The 14,377-nt window shown below is 57.5% G+C and carries 10 protein-coding genes; 1 reads left to right on the top strand and 9 read right to left on the bottom strand.

Translation table 11 applies throughout. The annotated features are described in order from the left end of the window. The 3 genes from EDB95_RS21075 to EDB95_RS21065 are packed head-to-tail and all read right to left on the bottom strand — an operon-like array spanning position 1 to position 6,020. A complete protein-coding gene (locus EDB95_RS21075) occupies positions 1-909 on the bottom strand; it encodes a pectinesterase family protein (protein WP_211352171.1) in 909 nt (302 codons plus the stop codon). A gap of 20 nt (positions 910-929) precedes the next feature. Continuing rightward, positions 930-2,723, bottom strand: a complete 1,794-nt coding sequence (locus EDB95_RS21070; RefSeq protein ID WP_133996846.1) for a RagB/SusD family nutrient uptake outer membrane protein — start codon at positions 2,721-2,723, stop codon at positions 930-932. Between the two features lie 9 nt (positions 2,724-2,732). Further along, positions 2,733-6,020, bottom strand: coding sequence for a SusC/RagA family TonB-linked outer membrane protein (locus EDB95_RS21065; protein ID WP_133996843.1), 3,288 nt, complete (start codon positions 6,018-6,020; stop codon positions 2,733-2,735). Between the two features lie 216 nt (positions 6,021-6,236). Between EDB95_RS21065 and EDB95_RS21060 the strand changes: the two genes are divergently transcribed. Further along, positions 6,237-8,102: an ATP-binding protein gene (locus EDB95_RS21060; protein ID WP_162852711.1), complete on the top strand. Its 1,866-nt coding sequence runs from the start codon at positions 6,237-6,239 to the stop codon at positions 8,100-8,102. Positions 8,103-8,152: 50 nt separating this feature from the next. On the opposite strand, the gene EDB95_RS21055 is transcribed toward EDB95_RS21060, so the two are convergent. From EDB95_RS21055 to EDB95_RS21030, 6 genes are all read right to left on the bottom strand, one after another. After that, complete coding sequence (locus tag EDB95_RS21055; protein ID WP_133996837.1) at positions 8,153-8,836, bottom strand: ABC transporter ATP-binding protein; 684 nt, start codon at positions 8,834-8,836, stop codon at positions 8,153-8,155. Between the two features lies 1 nt (position 8,837). Further along, complete coding sequence (locus EDB95_RS21050) at positions 8,838-10,082, bottom strand: ABC transporter permease (RefSeq protein ID WP_133996835.1); 1,245 nt, start codon at positions 10,080-10,082, stop codon at positions 8,838-8,840. A 2-nt stretch (positions 10,083-10,084) separates the two neighbouring features. Then, positions 10,085-11,164 carry an efflux RND transporter periplasmic adaptor subunit gene (locus EDB95_RS21045; protein ID WP_133996832.1) on the bottom strand — a complete coding sequence of 360 codons (1,080 nt, stop codon included), beginning with the start codon at positions 11,162-11,164 and terminating at the stop codon, positions 10,085-10,087. A 9-nt stretch (positions 11,165-11,173) separates the two neighbouring features. Then, positions 11,174-12,511 carry a TolC family protein gene (locus EDB95_RS21040; RefSeq protein WP_162852710.1) on the bottom strand — a complete coding sequence of 446 codons (1,338 nt, stop codon included), beginning with the start codon at positions 12,509-12,511 and terminating at the stop codon, positions 11,174-11,176. Between the two features lie 62 nt (positions 12,512-12,573). Then, complete coding sequence (locus EDB95_RS21035) at positions 12,574-13,323, bottom strand: LytR/AlgR family response regulator transcription factor (protein WP_133996826.1); 750 nt, start codon at positions 13,321-13,323, stop codon at positions 12,574-12,576. Continuing rightward, complete coding sequence (locus EDB95_RS21030) at positions 13,320-14,351, bottom strand: sensor histidine kinase (RefSeq protein WP_133996823.1); 1,032 nt, start codon at positions 14,349-14,351, stop codon at positions 13,320-13,322. Before EDB95_RS21030 ends, EDB95_RS21035 begins: the two co-directional genes overlap by 4 nt. Positions 14,352-14,377 lie beyond the last annotated feature (26 nt).

Raw genomic sequence — 14,377 nt, 5'->3', positions numbered from 1 at the left:
CTAAAATAGCGTTTTCCCGCCCAAAATTTTGTCTGGCGTATAGGCGGCGGCTTCCATCGGGTCGAGCTGGCGGCTCCACCCCACTCTCTTACCGGGAGCCGCGCCCGGTCCGGTGGAGCGGAACTCCGAAAACCGCGCCGTTTTCTCCCGGGCGGGGTTTTTCCAGTTGTTCCATCCTTCGGGCAGGATATGCGCGCCCATCGTGCAACGGATATACGCGGCAGCAGCGTGCGCCCTCCAGGGTCTCCCCAGGAAAACCTTGGTCACGCCCGGGTCTGCCGTCAGCCGGCAGTCCAGGAAGACGATCCCGTAGCGGCTGTCCGCCGGGGTAGAGGGCGCGGCGATATAGGAATCCCTCAAGCTATGGATCTCACAGTGGTCGAGGACTGCGGTGGCGGCGCCAAAAACAAAGTCCGTGGTGCCTTCGATATAACAGTCCTTATAGTATTGCAGCGTACCCGGTCCCTGGCAAAACAACACATCCTGGTTCCCCAGCAACCGGCAGTGGTCAAAGGACGCGCGCGACCCGCTGACCTCCAGGGCCACGGCCTGGCCGGCATTCAAAGGGGCGTCGTTGGCGATCGAGAGGTGTTCCGCATGAAAGGCATACCCCTCCACCCAACAGGTGGCGGAGACCCAGGTATTGACAGTATCCCCCGGCGCCAGGACGCTCCCGGTATGGAGGCCATAAGTAATGACGGTGCTGTCCTCGGACTCACCCACCAGGCTGATGTGGTCCCGGCCGGGGGCGATCAGCACGCGTTCGTGGTAGATACCCTTTTTGATAAAGATCGTATAGGTCGTGTCGCTCCCATAGGGGATGGCGTTTACGGCGGCTTGTATGGAGCGAAAGTCACCGGAACCGTCGGGGGCGACGGTTACACGGTGACCGATGGCGAGAGACAGCAAAACGCAAATAGGTAATGGGCTCAATATCCGGGATTTTGTGTCAGGTTATAGTTGGCATCCAGCGAGTGTTGCGGGATCGGAAACAGGTTCGTATGGAAAGATACGGAATCATAATACCCGGCAAACCCGATAAACCCGCCGCTGGTCGTCAGGAACGTATTGATGATGCTCCCCGTGGCGCCCCCGCCCAGCCAGTTGACCTTCGTGGTGTTCGCGGGTGCGGTGGAAGGTTGTTTGACAAAGAACGAGTTTGCCCATAAGGCGACGTTGTCTGCCGTAGACCCTTTGTAATAGTACATGGACGTCGGATAGTTGTTGTAAGGGGCCTCCCCGTAGCCCATCGCCACGAGGGTGTTGCGTGCCAGCTGGAGTTTTGTCCACAGGAGGTTCCAGCGGATAAGGTCGAAACGGCGGACGCCTTCGGCTCCGAATTCGCGGGAGCGTTCGTTCACCAGGGCATTCTTAAACCCGGCATAATCGGTCGGCGGCGTACCGGCCAGGGTGGTGTTTCCGCCGTAAGCCCTTGTCCGGACCTGCTGATAGGCCGCGGTGCCGGTGGCGGTAGGGCCGTTGTTGATCTCGTTTTCCACCTCGGCATACATCAGGAGGATATCGGAATACCGGAGGATCGGATAGTCGAGCCCGAAGTACTGGGCGGACGAGGTGCCCGGGGAAGGGCTGATCCAGTCCCGCCGGAACTTACCGTCCCGGATGGCCGAAGACTTCTGACCAACTTTTGTAAAGTCGGCGTTGGCGTCATAAGGGGCGATGGTCACGTCCCTGCGCAAATCCGTCGAATCGAACAGGTAGAAGTAAGAAGGAAGGATGGCAAAGCTGGAATTGCCAAGACTGGCAAACCGGGGACCGTTATAGTAGCCCAGCTTGCTGTCGGTGCTGGAAGTCCCCCCCGTCATCCCGACCTCGAACATGATTTCCCCATAAGTATTGTCGATCGTATGGGCGCAGATATAGTCGTGGAAAATGGACCGGAAGCTGGGATTCAGGGCGTGGTGCCCGGAGTTCATGATCGCCAGGCATTCGGTGTCGCAGATGTTGTAATAGACATTGGCGTTGCTGCCCTGGACCATCTGGCCGTTGCTCCGGAGCGAGTACCCCGCCCGGTACAAGGCGATGCGCGCCCGGAGCCCCTTGACCGCGCCCTTGGTAAGGCGTTCGTCCACGCTGGTGATGATGGGGTCTCCCCTCCAGGGTACCAGGGACTCCGCCTGCTGGAGGTCCGCCAGGAGCTGGTCGTAAATGCTGTCCCGGTCGGTCTTGTGGAGATAAAGGGTGGTGGCGAGGAAGGAAGGTACATAGCTGGCGGGTATATCCCCCCAGTTGCGGATCAGCTCGAAAAAAAACTGCGCCCTCAGGGTCAGCGCCTCTCCGTACATCCGATGGAGCTGGGCTTGCTGGGTGGCCGTCCCCTGGGTATACAGGGCCATCTTGGGGATATAATAGATACATTGGTTGGCCCTTTCTATACCGGAATACATTTGCTCAAAGGGCGATTCCAGTTGAGCGTTCTGAGCCGTCAGGTGGTAGTGGGCCATGCCCTTCCTGTCCTGGTCGTCCCCGGTGGGGCCCATGGTCTCGTCGTTGTCCGTCCAAAAGTACATGCCCACCACCTTCCCGTAGCCCTGGTCCCCGGTCAGCTCCTGGTACACGCCCAGGATGGCCTGCTGGGTGGTCGTCACATTGCTGAAGACCAGGCTGGGTACCTGCCCGGAGATAGGGCTCAGACCCAGGAATTTCTTACACGCACCGAGGCAAAGGAGCGCCAGGACGGCGAAAAGTATATAACGAAGTTTCATATAATCAGATTAAAGAGTCAGGTTTACGCCAAATACATAATTCCGGCTGCGGGGATAAGCGGAATAGTCCACGCCCGGCGTTGTCGGCGTAGCCCTCCGGGTGTTGACTTCCGGGTCATACCCGCTGTAGTGCGTCCATACATACAGGTTGTTGCCGGTAACGTATATCCTCAAACGCGTGACCTTGGCGCGGCGCAGGAGGTTGGATTGTACCGTATAGCCGATCGAGACGTTGTTGAGCCGGATAAAGGAGCCGTCCTCCACGGCCCAGGATATGGGATTAAACACGGTGGAACTGCCGGATACCGAAGGCTGCCATATCGTGGCGTTTTTGTTGAGGGCGGCCAGGGCGACGGGGTCCTTGACGAGGTTGCCGTTGTCGTCTACGTTGCGCCAGCGGTTGTCGAAGACCGACAGGAGGTTGGCGCCAGGGGTGTACCCACTCGAAAACTCGATGCGGTTGGCGTCGAAAATCTTGTTCCCGTAGGAGAAGTTGACAAAAACGCTGGCGTCAAAGTTCTTCCAGATGAATTGCTGGTTGATCCCGCCAAAGAACTTGGGTTGGGCGTTCCCGATGATCGTCCGGTCGGCCGCGCTGATGGCCGAATCCCCGTTGAGTCCTTTCAGCTTCATGACCCCCGGTTGTGGTGCAGTGCCGGTGATGCCGACGTCATTGGCGACGCCTTTTTTAAGGGTATAGGTCTGTGTGGTGGCGTTATAGTTAAAGTCGCTGATCTGGTAAAAGCCGTCGGATAAGTATCCGTACATGGACCCCACCGGTTGTCCCTTCTGGATGATGTAGTCCGACGCGGTACCGAGCGCGCCCGAAGCAACGGGGATGGGCGGCAGACCGCCGATATTGGTGATGATGTTCTTGTTAAAGGAAATATTGAAGCTGACGTTCCAGCTGAAATTCTTGCGCTGGACCGGGAAACCGGAGAGTTGTTCTTCAACGCCCTTGTTGGACGTAGACCCGATGTTCTGGAACTGGTTGTTGTACCCCGAGCTGGTGGGAAGGCTCGGGTTATCGATGAGGAGCTTTTGGGTATTGTCCCAATAGACGTCTGTCGTCGACGTCAGGCGTCCCTCGAAAAGGGAGAGGTCCAACCCCAGGTTTTTGGTGTGGGTGACTTCCCATTGCAACAGGTTATTCCCCAGCGAGGATGGCGCAAACCCTGTATTGAGCTGGCCGTTCAGCCCATACCCCACCGGCGTCGTATTGGGCGCGGTGCCCGTGGCCGTCACGAACTGGGTCAGGTACAGGAAGTCGGGTATACGGTTGTTCCCCGCCGTTCCGTAGGTGGCGCGGATTTTCGCGTCATTGACAAATTTGAGTTTCTGGAAAAAGGGCTCATTGGAAATCCGCCAGGCCACGGACGTCGAGGGGAAATAGCCCCACATCCGCTGGGAGCTGAACTTCGAACTGCCATCCGCCCGGAGGGTGGCGGTGGCAAAAAAGGTCTTTTCATAATCATAGGTCACTTTTCCAAAAAACGAAGCAATCCGGCTCAACACATCCGAAGACGTGGGAAGGGGTTGTACCGATCCTACGGGCGGGGCCACCAGGTTCATATTGGCCAGTGCCGTGGCCGCACTGATACCCACCGGGAAGTATTTGGTGGTGATGCTGTACCCCTTGGTCTCGGTCTGGTAGATCTCCTGACCCGCCAGGACGCTGATGGTGTTGTGGCGTGCAAACCGGGAAGTACCCTGGGCATTCGTATAGGTCAGGACGTTGGAATTGTTGAGCGTGGACACCACGGTCGTGGTGATGCTGGCAATCGGCAGGCTGGCCCCGTTGAGCTTGGAATTGATGGTGAGGGTGTCGTCAAAGGCGTCCGCCCTCAGGTTGTTGTTGTCGTACCCAAAGGTGCTCCGGAACGATAACCAGGGGGTGAAAGTATAGTTGAGGTAGCCGCCCATATCCAGGACATTGGTGGTATTGCGCCGGTACTGGGCGGCGCTGAGCAGGATGGGGTTGATGAGGGAAAGGCTGTTCCCGGCAGAGACGTCCGTCCCGTCGATGAAATAGGCCCCGTTATAGGTTTGGGGATTCTGGCCAAAAATATACGGGGTGTAGCGAACGGTCTGCCGCAGGTTACTAAACGACTGTACGCTGGAGGTGGTCGTCGTTTCGCCGTTGGTCGTCCCCGCTCCATCCACCACCTGGTTGTTGTAGCGGAACGATATGCCCACTTTCAAACGGTCGGTCACCGTCTGGTCCAGCCGGAAGTTTGCCAGCTTTCGGCTAAATACGGAATTGAGCATGATCCCTTTTTGTTCGTTATCCGTAAGACTTACATTATACTGGGTCGACGCATTTCCCCCGTTCAGGCTTACATTGTGGGTCTCGAAAAAGGCATGCCGCCCGAAGACCAGGTGTTGCCAGTCGGTGGCCGGCTTGGTTTTATAGGAGGCTACGTCGGACCAGTTCTGGGCATACATCTGTATCACCGCCGAGTCCTGGGGGGACAGATAGTGGTCCCTTTCCCACTGGTACTCCACATAGTTGTAGGGATCCATGACGCCCAGTTCCTTGGGCAACTCGGAGAAACCCACCAGGCCGTTATAGGAGATGGACATCTTGCCGTTGGTGTTGCGCCCGCCCTTCGTCGTGATGATCATGACGCCGTTGGCACCCCGGGCGCCGTAGATGGCGGTGCTGGCAGCGTCCTTCAGAAAGTCGATGGAGGCGATATCCTGGGGCGCCAGGAAGGACAAAGCGTTGTCCACCTGTACCCCGTCGACGATGTATAGCGGGGAATTGTCCTGGGTGATGGACCCACCCCCCCGGGACTTGACGACAAAGTCGGAACCGGGCGCGCCCTGGTCGCTGGTCACCTCCACACCCGCCAGGCGGCCGGAAAGCGCGTCGGCGGCGGAGTTAATCGGAATATCCTTGAGTTGCCGGGCGGTCACGCTGGACACCGCCCCGGTCAGGTCCCGGCGCTGTACGCGCTGGTACCCGATCACAATCTCGTCTTCGGCCGACGCATGGGCCAGCCTGACCGAGAGGGGGGCATCCCCCTCGATCGCCACCTCCTGGGTGGTGAATCCCACATAGCTGACACTGATCCGGTGGCGGTGACCGTCTTTGGGTACACTAAGGGTAAAGGCCCCGTTGGGGTCGGTCTGCACCCCCTTTTTGGAACCCGCCAGGACGACGGAGGCGCCTTCGAGGGGATTCCCCGTATCATCCGTTATCCGCCCGTGGATGACGGTTACCCCGGGGGTCTGCGCAAGGAGGAGGGAAAAGCATGGCAAAAGCGCCAGGCATAGCAACAGCAATCGTTTCATATAGCGGTAGTTCTACCGTCAATTCTACTCCGATATTTCCTATACAACCCTACATATAATGAACTTTTTTTACGCAATCGTTCCCGAGAACGTTACTGGAGGAAAAGGGTGCTATAACGTTATAGGCGCCCGGGAATCCGCAATTACCTGCATAAACGCTGGGAATTCCCGGAAATGCTGTATCTTAGGCTGGCTTATCAGTCTCTAACCGCCTGTATGAAATACGGCCTGCGTATAATCCTTATCCTACTTCTGATTCCGGCGATGTCCCGGTCCCAGGAGTTAAACGCTTTACAGCAGGCGCTCCCCACCATTAAAGACAGCAACCAATACGTAGACGCCCTCAACAGGATCGCCCTCCTTTCCTATCAGCACAACATCGATTCCTGCCAGGAATACGCCCGGAAAGCCTTTGCCATCGCCGTACGGCGGCAATACGACAAGGGCAGGGCCGACGCCCTCAACAACATCGGGATCGTCTATGACCTGGCGAACAATCCCTCCCTGGCCTTCCGTTATTACAGCGACGCCCTGGACATCTATAAAAAGATCAAGGATTCAGCCCAGGCGGTGGAAGTGACGATGAACATCGCCCTCGTCCTCCAGGAGCGGGGGGAAGACGACAAGGGGCAATTGTATTTCAGGAACGCCATCGACTGGGGACGGCACCTGCGCAACGACTCGGTCATGGCCCTGCTGCTCGTCAACTACCTGTCCCTCTACCTGGACCATATCCCTCAGGATTCCTTCCAGATCTACCTGGACAAGGCCCGGTATATTGCCACGAGGGACCATGACCAGGACGCCATGGTGATGGTCACCCAGACAGAAGGGATGAACGACCTCCGGATCGGCAAACGATCCATAGGCGTGGCCCTGCTCAAGGAAGCGGCCACCACGGCGCTGGCCCACGACGCCAACTATGTCGTCCTGGACATCCTCCAGGCTTTGGGCGACTACTTTATAAAGGACGAACCCGATACAGGTCTGGCGTACTATCAGCAGGGTTTACAGATTGCGGAGACACAACACTACAATACCTACACCAAGTCTTTCTCCCGGATTCTCTACGACTACTACCACGCCAGGGGAAACCTGGCGGGTGCCCAGCCGTACGCGGAAAAGCTCATGACCATCTATTCCGGAGAGGACACCACCAATGTATTCTCCGGCGTCGACTATATCGACTATGCCGTGGCGACAAAGGAGCTGGAGAATGCCCGGACCCGTGACCAAAACCGGAAACTGGTGATCCTGATCCTAAGCATCTTTTCGATTTCGGTCGCCGCCATCGGTCTGGTCCTGTTCCAGCTCTACCGGCTCAAACAACAACACGCGGTCACCCTGGAAGCGCTCAACAATGTCGTCAACGAACGGAACAACCAGCTCCAGCAAAAACACGAATTCAACAACAAGCTGATCTCGCTCCTGGCCCATGACTTCCGTCAGCCCATCAATACCGCCAAGAACCTCACCCTTCTCCTCAAGGACCCGGATGCATTGTCCCGGGACGAAATGCAGCTCCTGGTCCAAACCATAGAAGTATCCTCGGACAACGCGATCGATATTTTCGAGAACATCCTTCAATGGATCAAACGCCAGCTCTCCGGATTTAGCTACGAACCCGTGCCCCTTTCCCTAAGGGAATTGGTGGACGAGGCCATGCGTCCCTTTTTACCCACCGGTGAACAACGCCATGTCGCGCTGGTCAATGCGGTGTCCGAAACCATCACTATCCACGCCGACCGGGAGCTCCTGCAGTTCATCAACCGGAACCTGATCCACAACGCGGTCAAGTTCACCCCGGACGGCAGCTTTATCACCGTTTCCGCGCATTTGACCAGGAATGAGGTCATCGTCTGTATCCAGGATGAAGGCAAAGGCATCAATCCTTCCAAGCTCCCGCAACTTTTTGGCGCCAAGAAGGAGCTCAAATATGACAGTGAAAAGGAGAAGGGCGCGGGGGTGGCGCTGATGATCTGCAAGGACTTTGTCGACCGGATGTTTGGGCGGATCTGGGCGGAAAATGGGAAGACCAAAGGCGCGATGTTCTACTATGCGCTGCCCATTCCAGGAAAGTAGCCGCTCATTTTGCTGTCCGCCGCTTTGCCGCGCCCGGGGCCGCGCGATGCCTAGTGCCGTACGAGATGCCCGTCGCTCAGCTCGATCACCCTGTCGCTGCGGTGAGCAAAATCGTCGTCATGGGTGACGGTGATGATCGTCTGTCCCCGTTCACTCGTGAGTTTCCGGAAGATATCGAAAACGATCTCCGAGTTCCGCGAATCGAGGTTCCCTGTCGGTTCGTCCCCCATGATGATAGAGGGGTTGTTGATCATCGCCCGGGCAATGGCGACCCGCTGCTGTTGACCGCCCGACAGCTTTGACGCCAGCTTGACTGCCTGATCGCGAAGGTCGAGGCTGGACAGCAACTCCAGTGCATCGGCTTCGACTTCCGCCCGGGGCTTGCGCTTCAGCTTCAGCCCGGGCAGCATGACGTTATGCAAGACGCTAAACTCCGGCAGGAGGTAGTGGAACTGGAAGACAAAGCCGATATGCGCGTTCCGGAAAGCGGCGAGCTCGTTTTGGGTCTTGCCCGTCAGGGTTTCTCCGTTGATGGACAGCGTTCCTTCATACCCCGTGTCCATTGTCGACAAGACATAGAGCAGCGTTGACTTTCCGGAGCCTGACTTGCCGACCAGGGAAAGGAATTCTCCTTTGTGTGCTTCGAAGCTGATGTCCTTCAGGACCTGGAAGCGCTCGGGCTGGTCAAAGTATTTGACGATATGTTCCGCCCTCAGGGCGATGGTTGCAGACATACTATCCTCTTATGATTTCTACCGGATCGATTCTGGAGGCCTTCCGGGCGGGCAGGTACCCCGCGACGAAGGTCGTGGCCAGGCCAAAAGCAAAGGCGTACAGGTAGTCCTGCCAGCGGTAAGCCATCGGCAGGTGCTCCAGGTTGGCGATCCGGAACGGTATATGGTTGACGGTGACCGAGACCGTATACCCCAGCCCCAGCCCGATCACGCCGCCCACGACGCCGATCACCATGGCCAGCGTCAGGAAGATCGTGGTGATGTCCCTCCCCGCAAAACCCATGGCCTTCAGGATGGCGATCTCCCGTATCTTCTCGTTGATGGTCATGTTCATGATGTTGTAGATGCCAAAACCCGCCACCAGGAGGATGGTCAGGGACACCGCTACCGCAATGATGTCCCGGAGCCGGGAACCCGCTTCCAACTGCTGGTTGGACTCCGACCAGGACTCGGTTTTATAAGGGAAGACCGGGGCGATCCGGTGGGCCACCGCGGTCGCCTGGTGAAAGTCGGCGATGTTCACCTGTATGTCGGTGACATAGTCTGCGTTTTTGGAGAGGAGCTGGCGGGTGGGTCCGATGGCGAGGTACGCCTTTGTTTTGTCGACGCTGGTCACGCCCGTCTCGAAGGTGCCGATGACCTTAAAGGTTTTGCTGACGCCATCCGGGGTGAGCACATTGACGTTGTCGTCGACCTTCAGACTGAGCGTTCTGGCCAGGCCCGTGCCCAGGAAAACCCCGTCGCTCCGGTATTTCAATTCCTTCCAGTTGCCTTCCTTCATATAGGTGGAAATGTGAAAGACCTTGTCTTCGTTTTCGACGTCCACCCCGGACAAAGTACCGTTGACGTGGTTGGCCCCGTTCCGGAAAAATACATTCACATTCACCTGGGGCGTGATCGCCGTTAGCTCCGGTTGCTGTCGGAGAAAAGCAAGGATCTCCCCGGAATGTTTGATGCCCTCGGTATACTGGATGATGCGGGCACTCCGGATAAAGGCGATCGTACCCGCCGGCCGGACCTTGCTCACCAGGTCGGTGTTGTCCGCCGGACCGTCGTTATACACCCGGATATGGGCCAGGGAGCTAAAGGCCAGGTCTGTCTGGATGTCGTTTACGCCCGTCATAAAGCTGTTCATGAACACATACATGGAAATACCGAAGGTGACGCCCAATACGGCAACAAGGGTCTGCTTCAGCTTTGACGTGAGGTAGACGGTGGCGATTTGTTGGTTGGTAGACCCGGCCATGGCTATTTCCGGTTGGGTAAGGTGATGTCGTCTTTTTCACTTAGCCCGCCCAAGACCTCGGTATAATCAAGATTGCGGATCCCCGTCTGGACAACGCTATCCTTGCCACCCAGGGAGACTTTATTCCCGGGTTCGAGGTAGACCGTGGGGATGACCAGGGCCGACTTTCGCTCGTTGATGATGATGTTCGACTGCAACTGGGTTCCGTCCTTAAGCTCCGGTGGTACTGTACCGGTAAACATCGCTTCGGCAATAAATGCCTGGTTGCTGTCGTCGAAAGACGGGTATATTTTGGTAAGGGTGGCATTATAGACCTTGTCTTTGTCGGTGTTGAGGGCAATCAGCACTGCCTGGCCCGGCCGGACTCTTTGGATGTCATCCTCCGCGATATACAGCTTCGCGTAAATTTTCCCCGCGGCCAGGGTCGCCAGGACGTCCCCTTTCCGGACCAGTTCCCCGGCCCGTTTGTTGACCGTCAGCACGACACCCGGATGGGCCGCCGGGACCAGGAAATAGTCGTTTGCCAATTCCTGTATCCGCAACTGTGCCCGGGCGTTGTCCACGCCTAAGGAAAGGTTGTGCTCCAGATCAGCTTTGTTTTTCCTGAGGACCTGGAGACTGGTGGCCGAATTCTGCATCGCCAGCAGGGCATTGTCATAGTCCACTTTTGCCACGGCCTGGGTGGGCAACAGGCGCTCGTAGCGCCGGAAATTGGTGGAATCGACCTTGTATTTTTCTTCTGCCTGTACGATCTGGAAGGTCAATTGTTCAAGCTGGGGCGATCCCGGTTCGTTGTTAACGCGGGCAAAACGATAATTATCGCCCGCGTTGGCCACCTGGGTCAGCTGGGTCCGGCCGTCGATACGGAAAAGAAGACGGCCCGAACCCACCGTATCCCCTTCGGTTACGTAAGCGGTGAGCAGGTAGCCGTCCGCGTTGGCGGTGACTTTGTATCCATCCTTGGTTTCGATGTCCCCGCTGGCAAATACAGCGTCCACGATGTCCCGGCGGACAGGATGGGTGGATTCCGTACGACGGCAGGAAACCAGAAGGACGAGGGCGGCCGCAAGTATTTTTTTCATACACTATTCTTAATTCCTGGCCAGGATGGACGCCTGGACGTTCAGGAGGTTGCTCATATTGTTGAGGTAGGTATTCTCCGCATTCAGGTAATCCTCAAACGTCTTCAGGTAGCTGTCTATCGCCAGAAGGCCTTCCGAAAATTTCGCCCGGGACAGTTCAAGGTTCTGCCCATACAACAGAAAGTTGTCCCTGGATACCTGGACCATGTCCAGGTAATCCGCGTACTGCCGGCGCAACAGGTCATCCGCCTGCAGGCTTTGCAAACGGGCGTCGTCGTATTGAAGGTTCGCCACGGCTTCCGACACCCGGGCGCTTTTCCAGTGTTCGAGGTTGTAAAAGCCGGTGAACAAAGGCACCGACAGGTTCAACCCGATATAGGAAAGGTTGTTCCAGGCGCCGGGTTTGAAGGACAGGGCGAATTCGTCCCGGAACTGCTGGACGCCGAGATAACCGTCCAACCCAAGCGTGGGATAAAACGCGGTTGCCCGTTCCCGTTTGGTCAGGATCGCGCCTTCGACTTGCGTGCGGTAGACGTCCAGGTTTTTGTCGGGGCCAAGGGTAAAGGCGGTGCCTGCGGTTAAGCCGGCGCCCGCGGCAACTTCCTGACGCAGGTCTAGCCGTTCGCTGATACTCAGACTATCCCCCGGTCCCATCCCCAGCAAAACGCGCAGGTTCTCCAGGGCCTGGTCGTGCAACAAACGGCTCTGGGCCAGGTTGGAACGAACGTTGCCCGCGTCGATCTTCGCCAGGTTGACCGCGCTGGCGTCCGTCAGTCCTTCCCGGAGACGCTGCCCGGTCATTTCCACGAGGCTGTCCGCCAGGAGGAGGTCCTGGCCTGCCACGAGCGACGCCGCATCGGACACAAGCAGGGTAAAGTAACCCCGGGCGGTCTGCTCCTTCAGGGTCTGCTCGAAATAGGCCGCCTGGGCCTGGTTCAATGCGATGGTGTTGGTGGCAATGCGGTTGTCCAGGACCGATGTCCAGTTGAATACGGTCTCGGTGGCCGTCAACCCTGTTCCATAAGTATAGTGCTTTCCGAACTGGACGTTATAGGTGGTGCCCGGACGGCCGACCAATTCCCCGGGAACGGGTGTCACGGCCAGCGACAGGTTGTCCTGACCATTAAAGGCGCCGCCGACGCTGGGGTATAAAAAACTCCGGGACGCCGCCCGGTCTATCCTGGCCTTTTGCACATTGAGCGCGTATACCCTTTGCGATGGGTTATCCCGGCGTACCTTTTCCCACAACACGGCAAATGAGGAAACGGAGGTCAAGCGGGTACTGTCCTGGGCCCGGGCCGGCAGAAACAGGCCGGTCAGGAGGACAACGATGAGGGTCTTCTCCATAACGGGGCAAATATGGGGAAAAGTAAGCATGGACCTTCTCTTAAACCCGGTGAACTGAACATTTAAAGGGGCGGATTGACAGATTTTTCGACCCACCGGAGAAATTCGCTCACCTTTAGCCGGCTGACGACCACCTCCTCTGCGGGCGAAACCTTTGTATGTACGCGGACTTTCCTGTTGACCAGGGGTTCTATGACCCGGATGGCCTCCCGGCTCAGGATCATCTGGCGGTTGATCCTGAAAAAACAGACCGGGTCCAGGGCTGCTTCCATTTCCTCCATGCCTTTGAAGAGCGGGTGTTTTTCCCCATCAAACGTATAGAGATAGGTGACTTCATTTTCGAGCGCCACCAAGGCGATGTCCCTGGCGGCTACGGGGTAGATCTTGTCCCGCACCTTTACGAGAAACTTGCGGGCAGCCTGGGCAACCGCTTCGGTGTCCGACGCCAGCACGCGACGGACCACGTCAAGACGGGCAAATACGCCGGCGATGTCGTTGTCTTTGAAAGGTTTCAGGATATAGGCAATCCCCCCGGAACGGAAGGCTTCGAGGGTGTATTCTTCGTAGGCCGTACAAAACACGACCGGCGATACGACCTCCGTTTGGTGAAAGATGTCGAAGCTGGTGCCGTCCGCCAGGTGAATATCCATGAAGATAAGACCGGGAGGGGCCGTCCGTTCCTCCAGCCAGCGTACGGTAGAACGGATGCTGTCGCAGATACCGACGACCTCCGCTGCCGGTTCGGCCTCCAGGAGCATGTCCCGGAGCAGGCGGGCGGTCTTTGGCTCGTCCTCTACGATGAGAATGGTCATGACGGGACAAAGGTAAGGGATACCTCAAAGGTATCGGCGGTCTCGGTGATCCGGACGCCGTTGTCGACGCCGAGCCATTCGTAGCGCTTGCGCAGATTAACGAGGCCCACGCCGCCTGTGGATAGGCCTGCGGTTGCGGCGCCTCCCGTGTTTGCGGCGGCCCAGGCCGCTGCCTCGGACGCCCACGTTGCGCCTTTCGGGCTCCGTCGGTTCGAAACGACGAGACGCCCGTCCCCGTCGACATGTATCTGTACGCGGAGTGGGTATTCCGCGGACACGACATTATGCTTGATACAATTCTCGACGAGCATTTGAAGGCAAAAGGACGGCACGCGACCATCGAGGCTCGCCTCCGGGACCTGGACGGATACGGTAAAGGCTCCTTCGAAACGGGCTTCCAGCATGTAGAGGTAGGAGTGTAAAAAGTCCAGCTCTTCCGACAGGGGCACCGTAACGCCTTCCTTACGGTTCAGCAATTGCCGGTATACGTCGGAAAGGTGCAGGATGAACTGCTCCGCGGCGGGGTTGTCCGGCCGCACCATCGACCGGAGCGTTCCCAGCGAATTGAACAGGAAGTGGGGGTTGACCTGTTCCCTGAGAGCATCCAGCCGGGCCTTCAGGTTTTCGTTGAGTAATTGCTGGTTGTGCAGGGCAAGGGCTTTTTCTTTCTCCCTCGCCTTCAGGGACGACTGGACGAGCAGGACGAGGATGACGGCCATCACGAGACGGACAGCAATAAACACCTGCGGGATTTCCCCTCCCACGCGGTAGGGACCCAGCCAGGCCAGCAAGGGCTGCATTCCCAGGACCAACACCGCGTTGACGGGAATGTATACCCAACCCTTCACCCCCCTGTCGCGAAGCACCTGGTTGACCATCCAAGTGAACAACAGGAGAATAAAACCGACCCCCCAGGAGAAAAGGACCTTCCGGTAGTCGATACCCTTGCGGATCACGTCATTGTTGACCAGGTTCAAGGCGGGCACCAACAACGAGAAAAGGAGGCCGAGGGGGAGTTGTTTGCGCATAGCGGACCGGTGTAAAATAGTTATTT

It is taken from the genome of Dinghuibacter silviterrae (assembly GCF_004366355.1).
Classification (GTDB): Bacteria; Bacteroidota; Bacteroidia; order Chitinophagales; family Chitinophagaceae; genus Dinghuibacter; species Dinghuibacter silviterrae.
This window is presented reverse-complemented; position numbering and strand designations above follow the sequence as displayed.